General features: G+C 52.5%; 16 protein-coding genes and 1 CRISPR repeat array. Of the genes, 4 read left to right on the forward strand and 12 right to left on the reverse strand.

The window, feature by feature from the left end; all coding sequences use genetic code 11:
* Nucleotides 1-52: 52 nt before the first annotated feature.
* Nucleotides 53-1,189, reverse strand: coding sequence for an N-acetyl-alpha-D-glucosaminyl L-malate synthase BshA (gene bshA, locus ACYVAC_RS14875; RefSeq protein ID WP_461098533.1), 1,137 nt, complete (start codon nucleotides 1,187-1,189; stop codon nucleotides 53-55).
* Nucleotides 1,190-1,416: 227 nt separating this feature from the next.
* Here bshA and ACYVAC_RS14880 point away from each other — a divergent pair, with 227 nt between their 5' ends.
* The 3 genes from ACYVAC_RS14880 to ACYVAC_RS14890 all read left to right on the forward strand — a co-directional run bounded on the left by ACYVAC_RS14880 (nucleotide 1,417) and on the right by ACYVAC_RS14890 (nucleotide 3,609).
* Nucleotides 1,417-2,295 carry a geranylgeranylglycerol-phosphate geranylgeranyltransferase gene (locus ACYVAC_RS14880; RefSeq protein WP_461098534.1) on the forward strand — a complete coding sequence of 293 codons (879 nt, stop codon included), beginning with the start codon at nucleotides 1,417-1,419 and terminating at the stop codon, nucleotides 2,293-2,295.
* Nucleotides 2,296-2,385: 90 nt separating this feature from the next.
* The gene (locus tag ACYVAC_RS14885) at nucleotides 2,386-3,084 is read left to right on the forward strand and encodes a TapB family protein (RefSeq protein WP_461098535.1); all 699 of its coding nucleotides are present in this window, start codon (nucleotides 2,386-2,388) and stop codon (nucleotides 3,082-3,084) included.
* A gap of 144 nt (nucleotides 3,085-3,228) precedes the next feature.
* The gene (locus ACYVAC_RS14890; RefSeq protein ID WP_461098536.1) at nucleotides 3,229-3,609 is read left to right on the forward strand and encodes a MerC domain-containing protein; all 381 of its coding nucleotides are present in this window, start codon (nucleotides 3,229-3,231) and stop codon (nucleotides 3,607-3,609) included.
* An 8-nt stretch (nucleotides 3,610-3,617) separates the two neighbouring features.
* Here ACYVAC_RS14890 and ACYVAC_RS14895 read toward each other — a convergent pair whose 3' ends face one another.
* The 5 genes from ACYVAC_RS14895 to ACYVAC_RS14915 form a co-directional block, all read right to left on the reverse strand.
* Nucleotides 3,618-4,721, reverse strand: a complete 1,104-nt coding sequence (locus ACYVAC_RS14895) for a cytochrome-c peroxidase (RefSeq protein WP_461098537.1) — start codon at nucleotides 4,719-4,721, stop codon at nucleotides 3,618-3,620.
* A gap of 55 nt (nucleotides 4,722-4,776) precedes the next feature.
* On the reverse strand, nucleotides 4,777-5,592 hold the full coding sequence (locus ACYVAC_RS14900) for an MbnP family protein (protein ID WP_461098538.1): 816 nt from the start codon (nucleotides 5,590-5,592) through the stop codon (nucleotides 4,777-4,779).
* Between the two features lie 28 nt (nucleotides 5,593-5,620).
* A complete protein-coding gene (locus tag ACYVAC_RS14905) occupies nucleotides 5,621-5,821 on the reverse strand; it encodes a hypothetical protein (RefSeq protein WP_461098539.1) in 201 nt (66 codons plus the stop codon).
* Nucleotides 5,822-5,931: 110 nt separating this feature from the next.
* Entirely contained in the window at nucleotides 5,932-6,366 is a 435-nt protein-coding gene (locus ACYVAC_RS14910) for a hypothetical protein (RefSeq protein WP_461098540.1), read from the reverse strand.
* A 103-nt stretch (nucleotides 6,367-6,469) separates the two neighbouring features.
* The gene (locus ACYVAC_RS14915) at nucleotides 6,470-6,826 is read right to left on the reverse strand and encodes a hypothetical protein (RefSeq protein WP_461098541.1); all 357 of its coding nucleotides are present in this window, start codon (nucleotides 6,824-6,826) and stop codon (nucleotides 6,470-6,472) included.
* 159 nt (nucleotides 6,827-6,985) lie between these two features.
* Between ACYVAC_RS14915 and ACYVAC_RS14920 the strand changes: the two genes are divergently transcribed.
* Nucleotides 6,986-7,909, forward strand: coding sequence for a cation diffusion facilitator family transporter (locus tag ACYVAC_RS14920; protein ID WP_461098542.1), 924 nt, complete (start codon nucleotides 6,986-6,988; stop codon nucleotides 7,907-7,909).
* Between the two features lie 74 nt (nucleotides 7,910-7,983).
* A CRISPR array of direct repeats spans nucleotides 7,984-13,920; the repeat unit is 30 nt; unit sequence ATTTCAATTCCTCTCAGGTACGATTAGAAG.
* A gap of 217 nt (nucleotides 13,921-14,137) precedes the next feature.
* Here ACYVAC_RS14920 and cas2 read toward each other — a convergent pair.
* The 6 genes from cas2 to cas7p form a co-directional block, all read right to left on the reverse strand.
* On the reverse strand, nucleotides 14,138-14,401 hold the full coding sequence (gene cas2, locus ACYVAC_RS14925) for a CRISPR-associated endonuclease Cas2 (protein ID WP_461098543.1): 264 nt from the start codon (nucleotides 14,399-14,401) through the stop codon (nucleotides 14,138-14,140).
* Nucleotides 14,402-14,464: 63 nt separating this feature from the next.
* Complete coding sequence (cas1b, locus tag ACYVAC_RS14930; RefSeq protein ID WP_461098544.1) at nucleotides 14,465-15,478, reverse strand: type I-B CRISPR-associated endonuclease Cas1b; 1,014 nt, start codon at nucleotides 15,476-15,478, stop codon at nucleotides 14,465-14,467.
* 27 nt (nucleotides 15,479-15,505) lie between these two features.
* A complete protein-coding gene (locus tag ACYVAC_RS14935; RefSeq protein ID WP_461098545.1) occupies nucleotides 15,506-15,814 on the reverse strand; it encodes a hypothetical protein in 309 nt (102 codons plus the stop codon).
* A 260-nt stretch (nucleotides 15,815-16,074) separates the two neighbouring features.
* Complete coding sequence (gene cas4 / locus ACYVAC_RS14940; RefSeq protein ID WP_461098787.1) at nucleotides 16,075-16,560, reverse strand: CRISPR-associated protein Cas4; 486 nt, start codon at nucleotides 16,558-16,560, stop codon at nucleotides 16,075-16,077.
* A 24-nt stretch (nucleotides 16,561-16,584) separates the two neighbouring features.
* Entirely contained in the window at nucleotides 16,585-18,843 is a 2,259-nt protein-coding gene (gene cas3, locus ACYVAC_RS14945) for a CRISPR-associated helicase Cas3' (protein ID WP_461098546.1), read from the reverse strand.
* Nucleotides 18,844-18,919: 76 nt separating this feature from the next.
* On the reverse strand, nucleotides 18,920-19,840 hold the full coding sequence (cas7p, locus tag ACYVAC_RS14950; protein WP_461098547.1) for a type I-PGING CRISPR-associated protein Cas7/Csp1: 921 nt from the start codon (nucleotides 19,838-19,840) through the stop codon (nucleotides 18,920-18,922).
* Nucleotides 19,841-19,854 lie beyond the last annotated feature (14 nt).

A 19,854-nucleotide genomic window follows, 5' to 3' on the forward strand; every position in this document is an offset into this window, starting at 1 on the left:
GAGCACTGACCGGGCAGAACAGGGCCGCCAGCCGGTTCAGGGCAGCGGTAGGCTACACGTTGGCGATCGACGCCTGCAACACCCGTTCGTAGTGCGCTTCGTAAAGCGGCAGAATCTTCGACAGTTCAAATTCTTTGGCCCGCGCCAGCGCATTTTCCTTAAAGGTAGGCAGATTGGCGTCGTCGAGCACATGCAGGGCGTTTTTAACCATGTCGGCTACATCGCCCACCGGACTCATGAAGCCCGTTACGCCCTGCACGTTCAGTTCGGGCAGCCCTCCCGCGTTCGAGGTGATGAGCGGCACTTCGCAGGCCATCGCTTCCAGAGCGGCCAGCCCGAAACTTTCGTTTTCAGACGGCATCAGAAACAGATCGGCCACCGACAGCACTTCTTCGACCGCGTCGAGCTTACCCAGAAACCGCACCTGATCGTAGATGCCCAGATCGCGCACCAGCCGCTCGATGCGGGCCCGCTCGGGGCCATCGCCTACCAGCAGCAGTTTGGCCGGCAGCTGCTGCTGCACGTGGTAGAACACCATCACAGCATCGTCGATGCGCTTTACCCGCCGGAAGTTCGACGTATGCACAATAAGCTTTTCGCCGTTGGGGCAGATCGCCAGTTTAAAGTGGTCTTTCTGCTGCCGCTTGAAACGGGTCAGGTCGATAAAGTTTGGAATCACTTCGATATCGCGGTGCACCTTGAAATGCGCGTAGGTATCCTGCCGCAGATTTTCCGACACCGACGTAACCCCGTCCGATTCGTTGATGCTGAACGTGACCACCGGCTCATACGACGCGTCTTTGCCCACCAGCGTAATGTCGGTGCCGTGGAGCGTGGTCACCACGGGCACATTGCGCCCCTGCGACCGCAGAATCATTTTTGCCATGTAGGCGGCCGATGCGTGCGGAATGGCGTAGTGCACATGCAGCAGATCGACATTCTCATTCAGCACCACATTGACCATCTCACTGGTCAGCGCCGACTCGTAAGGAGCGTACTGAAAGAGCGGATAAGCCGGTATGTTGACTTCGTGGTAAAAGACGTTTTCGCTGAAAAAATCGAGACGCGGGGGTTGCTGGTAGGTGATAAAGTGGATCTGGTGGCCGTTTTTGGCTAAGGCTTTACCGAGTTCGGTAGCGACCACCCCACTGCCCCCAAACGTTGGGTAGCATACAATGCCTATTTTCATTGACAAACGAGCGAATGAGTGAGCGTCGATGAGCCCCGCCAGCGGGTCGCCCGGTCGACTTGCTGCTCTAACAACAAACGCCGGGCAAAAGAATCCCGAGCAATCGGACCGGCGCTTTAAAAGATTCGGGTTGCCGTAGCCTAATAATGCGCGGGCCGGGTAACCGCCGGGCGGGCCGGCTCCGGCTTTCTGCGGCCTATTCGTTACTTTTGGCCAAACAAACAGTTATGGTCCCCCGTCATCAGCCCATCTCGTTCACCGCCTTCGTACTCGGCTTTCTGCGGCTCGTACGGGTGCAGAACCTGCTGATTGTGGTGCTGACGCAGTTTCTGGGCCGCATCTTTCTGGTAGGACCCAAACACGACTGGCCGCAGCTGCTGCTCGACCCGACCATCTGGCTTCTCTCGTCGTCGACAGTCTGCATTGCGGCCGCCGGCTACATCATCAACGATTACTTCGACATCAAGATCGACCTGATCAACAAGCCCGAGCGGGTCGTTATCGGGCGCTACCTTCGGCGTCGGGTAGCCATCGGCACCCACCAGCTGCTCAACCTGATCGGCTGTCTGATCGGGCTTTACCTGAGCAAGTGGGTATTCCTGGTCGATGTATTCTGCGTGGCCCTGCTGTGGCTCTACTCGGCCCAGCTGAAGCGGCAACCACTCGTGGGTAACGTGGTTGTCTCGCTGCTGACGGCCCTGTCGCTCATCGTATTGGCCGTTTACTACCAGCAGAACGCCCGGATGCTGCTGATCTATGCCCTGTTTTCGTTCGGCATATCGCTGGTGCGCGAAATCATCAAAGACATGCAGGATATTCGGGGCGATGCGCGGTTCGGCTGCCGCACCCTGCCCATTGTGTGGGGGCTCCGGCGCACCAAGTACGTGCTCTATACGCTGCTGGCATCGCTGCTGGTCAGCATGTTTCTGATCACGGGCAAACTGGCCAATCAGCAGCTCACCAGCATCTTTCTGCTGCTGCTGCTGCCCATCGGCTGGCTGGTCGTTCACCTCGTTCGGGCCGACACCCGGCGCGACTTCGGCTACCTCAGCAATCTCTGCAAACTCATCATGCTGCTGGGTATCGTGAGCATGGTATGGGCCTGATCGGTAGCCGTTTGCTCAAAGATCGATCATCCCAGACAGTAGCTTCCATTACTTTCGACGCATAGGTTCCTATAAAACAGTTGACTCACCATGCGTTTTCTCATCCCCTCATTACTGGCCTTGCTGCTGCCCATGGTCAGCATGGCCCAGAACTGCCTCGGCGTTGCCTTCAGGCCCGGTATGGCCTACGAAATGTCGACCTACAACGCCAAAGACAAACTGACCGGTAAGGTCGCCTACCGCATCGAATCGGTGAAGCAGGAAGGTGGTTCGACCCTGGTCGATGTATCCACCCAGTCGGAAGACGAGAAGGGCAAAAAGCAGCCCGCCTACACCATTCGGTACACCTGTACGGGCAACGAGCTCGTGGCCGACCTGTCGGGCATGGCCCAGTCGATGCAAAATGCCGGTATGAAAGACATGGACATGCGGCTCAAAACCAACCGGCTCGTTTACCCGGCCACACTCAGCACGGGCCTGAAACTACCCGATGGCCAGCTGGAAGCCGATATGCTCAACAACGGCAGCACCATGATGACCATGAACATGACCATGACCAACCGGGTCGTGGGCGAAAAGGAATCGATCACGACCCCGGCCGGCACGTTCAATGCCTACAAAATCAGTTCGGATATGAATTTGGAGAATCGGGCCATGGGTATCCCGATCCGGGCCACGATGCGTACGGTCAGCTACCGGACCAACGATCAGCTGCTCGACATCCGGACCGAGACTTACAACAAAAACGGCAAGCTGATGGGCTACACGCTGCTCAGCAAAGTAAACTGATGCCGAGGCTGGTAGCCGCCCCGCAGGTGGCTACCGCTTGCTCAACACAAACCACTTTTCCTGCCAGTTCGCAACTTTGTTGCAAAAAAGCGGGTTACCTTACCGTGCGATTGCCCCGTGCGTCGTATGTTTGTAGCCCAGCTTATGAAGACCGACATTCTCACCCGAAAAGCAGACTACATCGGCATCACCGGGTCGATTCTTTGCCTTATTCATTGCCTCGTCACGCCCGTGCTGCTGCTCAGCTCGCGCTTGCTGCAGAACGAGCCCCTGCGGGTGGGCTACCTCAGTCTGGACTACGTGTTTATCGCTGTCAATATCGTGGCAGTGTATTTCGCCACCCGCCACTACGCGTCGGCACTGGTGCGCCGGGCGCTGTGGAGTTTCCTGACCCTTTTCGCCATTTCGATTCTGCTCGAAGATACCGCGCCCCTTTTCGAGTACCTGGGGTATGTGGCCTCGGCCGGTCTGGTATTCACCCACCTCATCAACATCCGGCAGCACCGGCTCGAACACAGCCACTGAGCCGACGGCTAGTACGGGCTGAGTGCCCGATTGGTCAGCAGCGTATTGTCGGTCAGCGTTTTCAGAAACGCAATCACTTGTTTTTTCTCGGTATCGGTCAGCGCGATTCCCGGTTTTGCTCCCTTTTTCAGTAGCGGATCGAGCGTAGGACTATCGACTACGCCCCCACCGGCATAGTGGTTCAGCACCTGTTCGAGGGTCAGAAACCGGCCATCGTGCATATAGGGAAAGGTGCGCTCGACGTTGCGCAGACTTGGCACCTTGAATTTGAGCCGGTCGGCGGATTGCTGCGTAATGATAAAGCGCCCCTGATCGCCACTGACGCTGACCGGCAGACCGTTGTTGCGGTAACTGTGGTCGGTAAACAGATCGGTGGCATGGCAGGCCGAGCACTGCTGCCGGAACACGTTTAGTCCGGCCAGCTCGTCGGGACTCAGTTCGCCCCCGGCTTCGTTGCGCGCGTACTTGTCGTAGCGCGAATCGGCCGATACCATGGTCAGCATGAACTGCGAAATTGCTTTCAGGAAGCGGGCTGTCGTTACCGTATCGGAGCCGTAAGCCGCTTTAAACAGCGGGGCATACGAGGGCGTCCGGCGCACCCGATCCACAGCATCGGCAAACTTCAGATCCATTTCCAGGGGGTTGGCAATGGGCGCCATGGGCAGCTCATCGAGATTGATAACGCCCCCATCCCAGAAAAACTCACGGCTCCAGGCCAGGTTCTGCAGGCCCGGCACGTTGCGTGGTCCTATCCGGCTGTCGACGCCGTGACTCAGCGCGTGGTCGGAATGGGCAAAGGCGGCAAACTGCTGGTGGCAGAAGCCGCAGTTGACCGTCGAATCGCGCGACAGGCGGCTGTCGTAGAACAGCGTTTTGCCCAGCGCAATGCCTTCGGCTGTCAGCGGATTGCTGGCCAGGTCATAGACCGGGGCCGGAAAGTTGGCCGGCTGCCGCAGGGCCACGGGCGTGGGTTTGTAGGTAATGCCGCCACCCGTTTCGCCCGGCCCCACAACGGGATCGGGCTCACCACCCGGGCTCGACTGGCAGGCCACAGCCAGGGCAAACAGCCCAGCGCTTAGCCCTAAACCGAGGTTACGTAGCCAGTGGTGCATCGCGTTGAGTGGGTTGACGGTACAGGTGTCGGTAGTTTGGCCTGAGCAGTTGGGATTACGGCTGCTGCTGAATCCGGTGGTAGCTGAACATGCCGGGGGCATTGCTGGCCACCGTTGCCGAAAATGGTTCGAACATAACGGCCGGATGCTGGGCAATGCGGATTGGCGTGGGGCTGTCGAGCAGCTTCAGCGCATCGGTCCGGACTGCCAGCATGGGCGTCGAATTAGTCTGTACCTGCAGCTGATCGGTTCCAAACGTGAGCGATACCGTACGCAGGTTATTGATGGTTTTTTTACCGTTGTAGCCGCCCCCAAACCCACCGACGTGGAACAGGAACTGGTTGTTCTGGGCCGCCGGGGCCGCGGGCGAACGCCCTTCGAGCTTCAGGAAAATATAACCCGTGTTCCAGTCCCAGTACATAGCATCGTGGTCGGTGGTGCCGGGGTCGAGTACGCCCGTGCGAAGCGAAATATCGGCCAGGCTACGCAGGCTGTCGACCCCCAGCACGAAGCTGATACCGGTGTAGCTGCCTGTCGGCACGTTACCCAGCGTCAGCGTCTGCGAGGTTGGCCGCTCTTCCTCAATCAGAAAATAACTGTTGTCCTGCGGTACCACGTAGTCGCTGCCATCGGCCCGGCGCAGGCGGATGTTGCTGACAAAATAATTGAATTTGGATACCGTAAACGACTCGCCACTGCTGTTTTGGTAGGTGCTGCTGTTGAGCACCAGATTCTGTGGACCCGCTACATTATCGAAATTGATACGCAGCGAACCGGTCTGCGTAGCCGGCACGTCGACCGACTGGCAGGCCAGAAAGCCACCAATACACAGAGCCGCTACAACCAGCGGAATCAGGATGGAACGCCACATACGAGTTCAGCTTTTAACAAACCCAGCACTACGGACGACTGCGTGCGTACAGCACGATCAGCGTCAGAATAACCCCGCTCACGATCATCAGGAACAGCCACACCACCGCATTGGTCGCGTTGAACGGCTGCTCCCTGAATTCGCTGACCAGCCCGACGAGTGTACCGCCGAAAATCCCGATCATACCGACAAACAAAAACAGGACAATAGGGGGCAGGCGACGAAGCATGACAAAACGGGGCTTATTCTGGTAACGATTGGGTGACGCTGTCTATTTCGTTAAAATCGGTTTAAGCACCGGAAAATCGGGAGCCAACCGGCTGTCGGCTCCCGATTGATCTACTGTACGAATTCGGATGCGCTGGCGATGCTTTTCTTCATCCGGTCCCGCACCTGATCGATGGTCTTTTTCTGATCGGTCAGGTATTCGATAGCCCTGGGCTCGCTCAGTTTCCGGAGGGTATCGCCGTTGTACTGGTTCATCCAGGTCATCATGGCTTCATCGGCCACATTCAGGCTATCCTGCAATTCGCTGGCCCGGGCAGCCTCCGCTCCCGTTAGGCCTTCTCCCTTTGTCTTCACCTGCTTTTTCACCCGCATCAGCTCACTCATCAGCGCCATCGTGCTGTCGTGGGTGGCCATAACGGCTTCTTCCAGTTTGTTGACGGGCGTATCGGCCGTTGCGGACTCGGTTGTTTCGGTCTGCTGCTGTGAGTTGGTGCTGCAGGCCATGCCGGTAGTTAAAAGGGCAATAAGAATCAGAAAACGGTTCATTGTCTGAAAAATAAGGTTGTAGTCAGCCCGGGGGCTGTTGCTGAACTAGTAATGAAATGGATCAAAGAGAGACGGCCCGTACCAGACCGTATTGAAAACCGGGTTATGCGGTTTGCAGCCGGGGTGGCCGAAAGGGCGGATAACTGGGCGCACTGTAGTCGGCGCGGGCATAGCTAAACACCGGTGTGCTGACCAGTGGGTGCACCACCGGGCCAAACACAAACGCATCGGGCCGCTGACAGAACAGAGCCGGCTGGGGCAGCTGCCGCAGTTGTTCGGTTGTTTCCTGATCCTGCCGGGCCTGCCGCTGACGCAGCCGCCGGGCCAGAAAACACTGCCCGTTGCAGTGGAGCTGCGGTCTGTTGCGGTTGACGCACAGCACCCGGGCAATGTACGCGCGGTTGAGCTGGTAATAGGCAATGGTACCCCACGGACTTACCGTTGGCAGCAGTGTTGCCACAATCAGTAGCGCGATGAGTGCCTGTTTTACCACATCGGCAAAGATACACCCTGCCGGCAGCAACTCAACGGCCCAACTGAACAGATCGGCAGGCCACCGGGTTACTACTGGACCCGTTGCCCGGTCGACCGGCAACGCCTGTCCCCTCCTGCTACATTCATGGCGCACGATCACCACGACCACGCTGGCCATAGCCACGGCCCTACCGTACTGACTACCGTCAACCGCGCCCTCATCATCGGAGTCGTGCTGAATTCGCTGTACGTGGTGGTCGAGTTCAGCCTGGGCGTCTACTATAACTCACTGGCCCTGATGGCCGATGCCGGTCATAACCTGAGCGACGTGGCCGGGCTGCTGCTTTCGCTGCTGGCGTTCCGACTGGCCAAAGTGCGGCAGACTCCGCTCTACACCTACGGCTATCGCAAAAGCACCATTCTGGCCTCGCTTACCAACGCCGTTGTACTGCTGGTGACGGTCGGCGCTATTTTGTGGGAGAGTGTGCAGCGGTTCAAGCAGCCCGAACCCGTAGCGGGCGGCCCGGTTGCGTGGGTGGCGGGGCTGGGTATCCTGATCAATTCGGTGTCGGCGTTGCTGTTTTTCCGCGATAAAGACCACGATCTCAACGTCAAGGGGGCCTATCTGCACCTGGCAGCCGATGCGCTCGTATCGCTGGGTGTGGTCATTGCGGGCGTCGTGATTACCTATACGGGCTGGACCTGGCTCGACCCTGTTATCGGCATACTGGTGGGCATCGTTATTCTGGTATCGACCTGGCAGCTGCTGCGCGACAGTGTACGTTTGTCGCTCGATGGCGTGCCGGCCGGTATAGACCTCGCAACCATTATGGCCGATCTGCAGCAGGTGGCCGGCATCACGCGCGTGCACCACGTACACGTCTGGGCGCTCAGCACCAGCGAAAACGCCCTGACCGCCCACCTGACCCTGGCGCCCGGCCTGACGCCCCCCGATGTCCAGCGGCTAAAAGCCGATGTGCGCCACCGGCTTGAGCATCACAAAATCGGCCACGCCACCCTCGAAACCGAACTCACCGACAGCCCCGGCAACGATCCGGTTCTGTGCTGATAGATCGACAAAATCAGGCTACCACGATACAATTCCAGGAACATGCCCCATTTTCCTGAATCTGTGAATATGCCATTTCAATTCCTCTCAGGTACGATTAGAAGCTGGCCGTGCTGTATGCCTCGTTCGCGTTCGTCATATTTCAATTCCTCTCAGGTACGATTAGAAAAGCGCCGTAAGTTTGCCCGCCTGGTTGTCGTTTAGTTATTTCAATTCCTCTCAGGTACGATTAGAAGTCGATTAGCGACTTGCCGTTTAGCCGGGCGCCGTCGTATTTCAATTCCTCTCAGGTACGATTAGAAGGCCCAGAAAACGGCAGTAGCCGACTACAATCGGGATTTCAATTCCTCTCAGGTACGATTAGAAGAGGTCTTTGCGATGGTGGCCACGCTGGTTAATTCGCATTTCAATTCCTCTCAGGTACGATTAGAAGGTACTCGTTGGTCACCCGCTGGCGCTCGCCCTCGTATTTCAATTCCTCTCAGGTACGATTAGAAGCGGGCGGCTCGGGGGCGCTGGTGGGCTTGGGTAGTTATTTCAATTCCTCTCAGGTACGATTAGAAGCGATGCCCACGTCGAGGGGGGCGTACTTGTCCACGTATTTCAATTCCTCTCAGGTACGATTAGAAGCTGCGCTGCCGGCGCGGGCCTGCCATTTTTTGCCGGATTTCAATTCCTCTCAGGTACGATTAGAAGCGTTTAGCCGGGCGCCGTCGTCGGGCCGAAACCACGATTTCAATTCCTCTGAGGTACGATTAGAAGCCGGAGATGGCTAACTACGATCAGGTCTTTCAGAATTTCAATTCCTCTCAGGTACGATTAGAAGGCGATTGCTGAGGGGATTGCACGAACGGATGTCGTATTTCAATTCCTCTCAGGTACGATTAGAAGAAAACTGGCGGGCGAAACTGGCGGGCGTGGCTACTGCATTTCAATTCCTCTCAGGTACGATTAGAAGATCGGTTTTCTGGATGTTGCCAACTGCGGTACGATATTTCAATTCCTCTCAGGTACGATTAGAAGTGCATGGGCAGGAACTGAAACGCGCCGATGGGGGCATTTCAATTCCTCTCAGGTACGATTAGAAGACGAATACCGCACCGTTGTCGGCGATGCCATCCATATTTCAATTCCTCTCAGGTACGATTAGAAGGGACTGGTCGAGGAGGCTATAGACCAGAAATTTGAAATTTCAATTCCTCTCAGGTACGATTAGAAGGGACGGCCGTATCGATTTACAAGCAACTGTTTCGCAATTTCAATTCCTCTCAGGTACGATTAGAAGTGTGTATCGCGGAACACGATGCCGCTGGCTCTCGCACATTTCAATTCCTCTCAGGTACGATTAGAAGCTCGGGAAACGCGTTCCACCACCAGGAGATATCGCATTTCAATTCCTCTCAGGTACGATTAGAAGCCTGGCCGGGCACGGATACGACTAGCATATTATTCGGATTTCAATTCCTCTCAGGTACGATTAGAAGTGGGGACGGGGTGCCCCTGTTCAAATACTACGCCAAATTTCAATTCCTCTCAGGTACGATTAGAAGCAACTGGTACGACTGCTGCAGCCGCACCTCGATTCGATTTCAATTCCTCTCAGGTACGATTAGAAGCGCTGGTCAGATTGAGGTGGTCGAGATAGTTCTGCAATTTCAATTCCTCTCAGGTACGATTAGAAGCCAGGATCGCGCGAATCATGTCGCCTTTGTATAGGATATTTCAATTCCTCTCAGGTACGATTAGAAGAACGCATCCGACCTGACGGGCGTAGACCCTTCGCAGATTTCAATTCCTCTCAGGTACGATTAGAAGCCTTTTCGCCCATGAGCCGCTCGTGTCGGTTGAACAATTTCAATTCCTCTCAGGTACGATTAGAAGTTGCCGCGGCTCGTACTTCAGGACCTGAGAGTACAATTTCAATTCCTCTCAGGTACGATTAGAAGGGGCACCTTCCCAACCCAGACCACGCAGGAAAGTAATTTCAATTCCTCTCAGGTACGATTAGAAGACATACATTAAGCCGTCAGTGTAGGCTGTATCCCATTTCAATTCCTCTCAGGTACGATTAGAAGCCGACTGGCCACCAATGCCAGCGAGGTCTACGAACATTTCAATTCCTCTCAGGTACGATTAGAAGATCCCGGTTCGGCTTACCTGCCGATCCTGTTTATTCATTTCAATTCCTCTCAGGTACGATTAGAAGTGCCGTGGCTGATCCGGCTGCCTGGCTGGCACTACATTTCAATTCCTCTCAGGTACGATTAGAAGGGGAAATAAACTTGCGTAAGCCTCATGCTCCACGAATTTCAATTCCTCTCAGGTACGATTAGAAGATTCGGCCCCTGCCACCCGTCCACCAGCACAACCTGAATTTCAATTCCTCTCAGGTACGATTAGAAGCGGTTGAGGCCGCACCGCCAAAGCCCGGCACCCTGGATTTCAATTCCTCTCAGGTACGATTAGAAGGGCACGGCCTACCCGACACAACTGGCTCAGATGCATTTCAATTCCTCTCAGGTACGATTAGAAGGGGTGCACGTAGAAAAAGTGCTGCTGAATGAAATATTTCAATTCCTCTCAGGTACGATTAGAAGTTACCAAAGGCGACCATTGACCGCTTGGAGAGGTATTTCAATTCCTCTCAGGTACGATTAGAAGAAAATCCAGCTGCCTACCCTGATCGATCAGATCGAAATTTCAATTCCTCTCAGGTACGATTAGAAGGCTCGTGCCGGTTATGGAAGTGCTCGATATTGTACATTTCAATTCCTCTCAGGTACGATTAGAAGTGAGCACGTATAACCCGTTCGTCTGCCCGCTCCCAAATTTCAATTCCTCTCAGGTACGATTAGAAGAAACTTGTCTTGGTATTGTCCCGACTCCCCGCCCAATTTCAATTCCTCTCAGGTACGATTAGAAGTGTCATTCGCCCAAGGTGACTGCGTACGCAATACCATTTCAATTCCTCTCAGGTACGATTAGAAGGAACAAGCCCGGCAAGTACTGGAAGCCCCAAAAAACATTTCAATTCCTCTCAGGTACGATTAGAAGTCCTAGAAATAGTCTCATCGCTCTGTTTCGATTAAATTTCAATTCATCTCAGGTACGATTAGAAGGGTAAGACGTATGGCATTAACAACTACCTCATCGTATTTCAATTCCTCTCAGGTACGATTAGAAGAATGAGCAACCAACCAGCCACAACCCCACCTGCAATATTTCAATTCCTCTCAGGTACGATTAGAAGTGCCCACTTGATTAACCGGTAGTTTATCTTTCAGAATTTCAATTCCTCTCAGGTACGATTAGAAGTGTCCGGCACGGCTAACCTGCACACTGAACATCGGCATTTCAATTCCTCTCAGGTACGATTAGAAGACCTTAAAGGCTTCGTCGTCAAGGCAGTTAAGGTATTTCAATTCCTCTCAGGTACGATTAGAAGCGGCGTAGTGGCGCAAAAAGGGCAGCAGGCGCAAGCATTTCAATTCCTCTCAGGTACGATTAGAAGTACCTTCTCTGGCCCGCCCCGCTTGGCGATAAAGTATTTCAATTCCTCTCAGGTACGATTAGAAGAAGAATACGGTTATGCCATGGTGCATGAGGTGAAGCATTTCAATTCCTCTCAGGTACGATTAGAAGAAGCCGAGCCCGCCAAAAAGGAGAGCAAGGCCGCTAATTTCAATTCCTCTCAGGTACGATTAGAAGGATTGAGGTGTACGTGCAGGGCGAAAAACGCTACAATTTCAATTCCTCTCAGGTACGATTAGAAGACCTTGCAGGTTACCGGCGCGAACGTGGTCACCTCCATTTCAATTCCTCTCAGGTACGATTAGAAGTCTACTACAACAAACTGAACTTCAAGGGTCTGCTTATTTCAATTCCTCTCAGGTACGATTAGAAGTTCGCTAGTCTGGCTGAGTTTGAGCGGGAGCTTATTATTTCAATTCCTCTCAGGTACGATTAGAAGGTGCTGGTGCAGGGCCTGCAGGAGGGCATCATTTCCATTTCAATTCCTCTCAGGTACGATTAGAAGCCCTGGGCACGGAAGATCTGGCCAAACTCGTCCGAATTTCAATTCCTCTCAGGTACGATTAGAAGTGCGAGAGGTCGCCCCCGGGGAAGTTCGACAGCAGCATTTCAATTCCTCTCAGGTACGATTAGAAGAAGGCCAGAACCTGACCGGGCAATCGGTGGTCATTATTTCAATTCCTCTCAGGTACGATTAGAAGTCATGCAGTCGATTTCGCCCTCGCAGATCAGCATATATTTCAATTCCTCTCAGGTACGATTAGAAGGCCCGTGCTGGCGTTTTACCAAAACGTGTCGGGTATTTCAATTCCTCTCAGGTACGATTAGAAGCAACGTCGCCACGCTGCGTAACAGCCTGGAATGGTATTTCAATTCCTCTCAGGTACGATTAGAAGAAAAGTGGGCATCAGGCCTGACGCCCGCCCGGCTTGTATTTCAATTCCTCTCAGGTACGATTAGAAGTCAGGAGCCTGTGCGCCTAGTCGCTGTAGTTCGTAATTTCAATTCCTCTCAGGTACGATTAGAAGATCTTGGTTTGCGCCCTCAGCAGGCGGTTGTAATTCTATTTCAATTCCTCTCAGGTACGATTAGAAGGAATATCCGTAGGATCGACCGTAAAGCCCGTTTTTTATTTCAATTCCTCTCAGGTACGATTAGAAGCGCAATCGGCACCCTCCATGTGAAAGCGATCAAACGTATTTCAATTCCTCTCAGGTACGATTAGAAGCTGCAAAGGCAGATAGCCGCCAATCCCGAATTACAGATTTCAATTCCTCTCAGGTACGATTAGAAGGCCCGCTCCTGTTGCAGGGTCAGGGCCGTACCCAGATTTCAATTCCTCTCAGGTACGATTAGAAGGACCTGACCTTTGACCCATTCCCGGTACAGGTCCAATTTCAATTCCTCTCAGGTACGATTAGAAGCACCTTGCAGGTTATCGGCGCGAACGTGGTCACCTCCATTTCAATTCCTCTCAGGTACGATTAGAAGAATCCGAGCAATCCAAGTATCAGCGCCATCAGGATATTTCAATTCCTCTCAGGTACGATTAGAAGATCGACCTGCCCCGCCACCCGGCCCGCCCCTGTTTATTTCAATTCCTCTCAGGTACGATTAGAAGCATTCTGGCACTGACTCTGCAGGATAAAAAAAATCTGTTTATTTCAATTCCTCTCAGGTACGATTAGAAGCAACCCACAACCCCGATTACAGCACCCCCTATCAAATTTCAATTCCTCTCAGGTACGATTAGAAGGGCCCGGCTCGCGCTGGGTACGGTTGCCCTGATTTTATTTCAATTCCTCTCAGGTACGATTAGAAGCAGTACCCACAGCACATCCTGTTTGCTGTACCCAAATTTCAATTCCTCTCAGGTACGATTAGAAGCTTCGTAACGACGCAGATTCAAGATTACGCCGTTCATTTCAATTCCTCTCAGGTACGATTAGAAGCCGCTATTCGCTCAAGTACTTCAGTTACAAACACGTATTTCAATTCCTCTCAGGTACGATTAGAAGGCCCGCTCCTGTTGCAGGGTCAGGGCCGTACCCAGATTTCAATTCCTCTCAGGTACGATTAGAAGGCCTGTAACTTGTTGGCACTTATGCCCGTTTTGCCAGATTTCAATTCCTCTCAGGTACGATTAGAAGCGACGCTAGGCCGGGCTGGGTGAGGGGGTTAGCCTTATTTCAATTCCTCTCAGGTACGATTAGAAGCTCGACAACAACAGTATCTCGCAGAAGGCCGCAACATTTCAATTCCTCTCAGGTACGATTAGAAGGCAAAAACCTCACGGTAGGCGCGGGCCTGCAGGTGGATTTCAATTCCTCTCAGGTACGATTAGAAGTAGGTGCAGTCGTCGCTACATCGTTTGCTGCAACCGGATTTCAATTCCTCTCAGGTACGATTAGAAGCGAAGCAGTACCGTTAGTCGGCTGAACCGTTACGGTATTTCAATTCCTCTCAGGTACGATTAGAAGCCGTGAATTTGGCAGTAAAAAAAAGGCCATCCAAGCCATATACCCAGTTTTACATTCGATAGACTGACACCAGTAGTCGTCGATCGGCAATAATACGAAAATACCGCCCGATCGACGACTCACTGACAGCCAGCCACTTACAACCAAAAACAAGATACTCCAGAAGATAATCTCAGTATATCAAAGAACGCGATTGACCCGATCGACGATAAACTACTCACAAAAAATCATCTGTACTGCTTCGCTCCTGCCCAATGATCTCTTTGTCGAGCCACTTGCGATCCCGATTCTTGAACAGAATCAGGCTGTCTTCGCCGTCATTCATAATGCGCCTGGCTTCATGCAGCAACTCACGCAGCTGCACGTCCGTCAACTCACCCTCAAACACCGAGTTCTGAATCCAGTTCAAATAGCGACGGCATAGTTTCAGCATCTTGCCGACGCGTTTCTGCCCCATATCGTACACGAGGATAACGTACATGATGAAAAAGAAAATAAACGAAAAAAGGCTGAAATGTTAACCCAACGCTGTTCCCTGGCAGTCTTACCACCACGCTTTAAATGGACGGTACTCCTCCACGCCGAGCAAGTGCTTCTGGAGCTTATAGCACTCCAGTTTCACCAGATGCCGGTAGCTGACACTGCGCCCCAGCACCCGGTGTTTGATCGTTTCTTTCAACTGCTCGTCAAATCCCTGCACAAACCGTTTCCGGGCCGCATCTTTCATCACGCAGCCACCCACTTCGGCCCGAAAATCCGATGCCTGAAGCTGTCGCTTATTGATCATCCGAAAAATTAGCCGGTCGACCAGGATCGGCTTGAAAATTTCGGCCAGGTCGAGGGCAAGCGAGTACCGACGTGCGCCCGGCTCGTGCAGAAAACTAATCGTGGGGTTCAGTTGCGTGTGATAAATTGTACTCAGACAGGCCGTATAGCACAACATGTTCCCGAACGAGATCAGGGCATTCAGTTCATTCTGGGGCGGCCGTTTGGTACGGCCATCCAGGCAAAACGTCTGCCCCACAATCGCATCGAAACAGCTGTAATACATCTGCCGGATATTGCCTTCGATACCCATCAGCATAGGCACATCGGTGGCCGCAGGAACACTGGCTATCAATCGCTCCACCGTCAGGATAGCCTCGGCCAGCGCCTTGTCCCGATCCCGGTTGTTGTAATATTTCAGCACCCGCAGAATGTTGTCACCCGCGCCCTGTACAAACCGACGGGCAATGTCGATGCGCTTTCGGGCAGTCATGTAATGCTTCGTCTGCTCAACCTGCATCTTACCCGCCAGCAGGTATTCACGCGGCATAAAGGAGCCGGTATAGTGCTCATAGTAGTTGAAGAAATGAACGGCGATCCCTTCCTGCCCCAGAAAATTGTATAACGCACTGTTGGCGTCCAGACTACCAAAAATATACAGATCGCCGACCTGCTCGATGGGCAGGTAACGGGGTTGCCCTTCGTTGCCGTCTTCGTCGACCGGCGTAAATTTCAGGGTATTGTCTTTCCGGCTCATTCGACCGGCGTTGAACAAATACTTGGGCTGTTTCATGGTGTGGGGGTAGTGATTGATCAGTCGCTAGCGCGTCAGAAAATAGTGTTGAAATAGCCGCAGTTCGTCCCGTTCAATAGCCAGATACTTATCGAAGATCAGCTCGCCTACCTGACTGCGCAGTGCCGATATGCCTACATCGATCAGCCGGAGTCCCTGTTCGGTAAGCAGAATGTTGTCGAACGCCAGCCCATCGAGATCGGACGGTCGTTTCAGGTCCCGATGCACAAAGCCGGCCCGGTGGAGTTCGGTTAGTTCGTCGGCAAACACATCGTACCACAGTTCTCGACGCTCAACTTCATACGCCCGGTAATCGATGGGCCGAATGCGTTCCATCACCGCACGGGCGGCCCCGCAACATCTCAGCCTGCAGATCATCGCTATAATCGAGCCGAATAAATCTGACAACCAGCTCGTTAATTGAATTTGCAATCTTCATTTTCTCCGCTTCGGAGCCAATGTCGGAGCGCGTATCGCCCGTGAAGAGTTTGGCTACTTCTGTATCCGATAGGACAATGACTGTATTATTGGCTCCTGATGACAACCGACGAGGGTATTTCATAAACTAAGTGGCTAACCGGTAGCCGGTAAATACGTTACTCTTCCGCAATCCAGCAAAAATCGAAATAACTGCACGACCGGCATTTCGATTTAGGCAACCGGGGTGGGCATTGCTCACTCGCGGCAATCTGCTCGATGTCACGTATCCAGGTTTCCACCACCGGCACGTCATCGTCCGTCAGCATCACCCGTTCTGTTTGCCGGAGTTTGGGATACTCGATCAGCCCGGTTGCGCCATCGACGCCATTTTTCCGCAGCAGGTACAGGTAGAATTGCACCTGGGCTACGTGCGAATGCTCCAGCTTGTCCGACTTCTTGATCTCATGCACCACCTTGTCGTACGGATCGTAGAAGTCGATTTTCGATCCATCCAGTGTGATCTCGCGATAGCGCTCCGCCCGTTGGGGGTATGATTTTTCACCAATAAACGTCCCTTCGGCTACCAGTTCCGACGTGTGTTCCATCGTAATGTGATTATGGAACAACCACGTCTTTCGATGGCAAACTTTATAATACTTGATATAGGTACCGGTGGTAAACGTTGATTATAGAAAATCGTCAGTTGGGGCAAGCGTGGCGAAACCAATCTCTTTGTCGTACTGTCCTTTATCGGCTAAATAAATGTTGACTGGCTCATCATTAATCACTACTTCTTTGCTGATTATTATACCTAGTTTCCGCCCTTTTTCAATCAAATAGACAGGTAGCTCAATTGACTGATCGTTTTTAGCTTCGCTAAACTCCGACCAGTTTTTGAAGTGTGTTTGCTCCAGCTTCTTTACAAACACCGTGTCATTGCCAACAATATCTCTACTTCGCCAAAACGCTGTTTCCGTATCATCTTCACGGGCGGTGGTCATGGAGCCGATAAGCCAGTTTGTGATAAAAAGAAGTTTTAGGTTCTCTGCATTTACCTGTGCTTTTGTAGACGATTCGGCTGTAGTCGGGTATACCTCGTTGAGAATTTTGGTAAATAGATTCGCCGTGTAAGAGCAGATAGTCAGTTTTTCTTTAGTGGCAACTAGATATGGATTCGGCTCCCAGCCCGCACCGCGTTTATACGTGCCATACGGGGCCGGGTATAGTTCTCCGTTGGTGGTAGGTATCAGTACGTGCAATTCCCCAACTGTGTCTGTGCTGAATCGACTTAACCGACCAGCCCGTTGTATCAGCCGGTCAATGGGACAAATTTCCGAAAGCATAATGTCGGCGCTAATATTAACGCTCATCTCGCCGATTTGGGTAAGAATCACAATACCATTTGCCCGTCCCTCCTTCCATGCTGTTCGGCCTAGTTTTCCAAGCAGACTCTCTTCCTTCTCTTTCTTGTCTGGTTCTGTAAATCGGCTGTGGTAGAGTGTTGGAGTTATACCCTGCGTTTTAAACCAGTTGTAAAATAGCATTGCCTTTGCTACTGTATTGGCGTAGATAATGGCACACTTCGCATCTATGCACTTTCTGAGCAAGCCGTCCAACTCTGCAATACTTTCATACTCCCGGATTGAGCGAATACGGCAGCGGATGCGGTCGAGATCGGAGGTATCTTCGAAAATTTTAGTGACGTTAAAGCCCGTCGATTGATATAGCGGCAAACACGAATCAGGTAACGATGCGCTCATCAGAAGGACAGGTACATGCCACGCTTGTAAGGCTGTCAGCAACGTTAGAATGTTGGCCTGCGTGAAATCGTCGTAAAAGTCAGCTTCGTCGATCACTAGGCAACTATTTGCCAGATTGAATGCGATTAGGTGATGATCTTCCCGCGTGAGGGTCAGCGACATTAACAAATGGTCGATGGTGCAAACCGTCACCGGTGTCATCAACTGCCGGGCCGACTCGTGTTGCTTTTGGGCTTCTTTGAATTGAATACGTTTTTCTTCGAGGGCTATCTTAAACCTGTTGTTCCATGCACTTGAATGGTACAAGCCCGTATCTGACAACGAATCAGTTACGTTTATAGATAGTGCGTTTGAGGTGAAGCGTGTAGGCATAGCAATGACCAACCGTTGCGCTCTGCCTGACCAGATCTGCTTTGAAGCCCATAGTAGAGCCGCGTCCGTTTTACCCGCACCCGTAGGTGCACGAACGAGTAAAAGCTCTTCCTGCCAGTTCGCTTCGACAATCTGCTGTACATTCTGTTTCGTGGGATGTGGAAACTTGTACTCGAACGGTGTTGGATCGGCTATTGGCTCGCCTGATTCCTTTGCACTTGCCCGCCGGTCTGCAACTTGCAGATAGGCCCGAACGCCCGCATACTCGTAGTGTGGCAGCAAAGCCCGCTGAAAATCGTGATGACTTTCAAACTGGTTATTATGTTGTCGGAATGCTTTCCAGATCGCTTCGCCAGCACCTTTGAAAACAGGCTTCTTCCACTTCTCTTCGTGCCTGACAGACAGTTTTCCGTGATGGGCACCAATCGCTATTTGAACCGGCAGGGAAAAATTATCTTTCTGCCGTCGGATCAGTGAATCGATTTCATGACGAATGCCAGCTTTCATCAGGTTGCGCCCTGTTTGCCCCTTGCGTGCGCGTTCGTAATCCTGATACGTCCCCCCGTTGCCAGCTTGCCAGCTTAAGTACTCTTGATAGTCCTGCTGACAAGCCGTCTGCCATTGTTGGTGTGCTTTGCCGTCGTCGTGAAACAAACAGGCCCCATTTAATCGTTTGCGCAGGTCTTTTCCCGTTAGCTCAAGGTATTTATTAAACGTTGTCGGAAAGCACTGTATGAGCAATCTACCTTCGTCGACGACATGAGTAATATGATCTTTAAGAGTAATACCACTGGGCTTGGCTAGGGGCTCCATATTCATTGTTCCGTATTCCGGGTTTGGCTATTGATCAGTACCGCAAACAGTGCTTGCGGTACTGACGAGTCATTTTCTAATTCGCACCTGCGAACTCCTCAAACGTAACTACACTACCGTCGCCTTCACTTAGATCAACCAGCGTTGACGCGGCCAACAGAGTCAGAGCCTTCTCGTAAGCTTTGAAGACCGAATTTTCTGTGTCGTCATCACCGAAAAAGTGTTCAGCCTGACGCGCTTTCAGTTCAGCCAGAATATTCTTTTGCTGTATTTCGCCGACCGAAAAATACCGGGCAGCCTTACGGCTGTGCTTGGTATCGAATACGATCAGTACTTTCAGCGGCTCACCACTCACCGCGTTCCGGGCCTGATTTGAATAATCGTGTAGTGAGCGGGTAGCTTCGAGAAACAGCCGTACCCGGCGCATCCGCTCAACTTCATGCGCGTGTTTATGGTATGTCGTTTCCAGATGAAAAGAATTTTCATAGCGGAAGGCTTTTGAGGTACTTAGCGCAGTAACGTCTAGATAGAAATTCATTAGCATCATGTCGTTTTCGCTGAACTCGCGGGTCGCCAATGCCTGATCGCGACTGTCCTCAGTAGAGTCTTGCTTGAGACGGATCAATAAGTCGCGACCTATCTTACTTTCTTCCAAAGCTACTGCCATCGTGGCCGTAAGCGGGGCCGTTCTACGACCTGAATAGTCACCCCGCGATGGATGCATGAACCCGCCCATATCAGCCCGCAGATCGACCTCGATGTGGTTACTGATGCCATCGCCATTCGAGACGTAAGTTTGCGCTTTGTCGGGGTCAGCCTCGTTCAGTCGTGACATTGCCGAAAACAATGCATGACGTTGCATCTGACCCGAGACATATACTTTCCCGTCCGGGGTACGCTTGATCGAGGATGCATTACCCAGCAATTTTTCACCCCCGTTGGCCATGTGGTAATCAAAAGGAGCAACAAGCGAAACGAGTATTCCTGAAATTTCCATGTATATTCAGTTGA

The organism is Spirosoma luteolum (assembly GCF_054778875.1).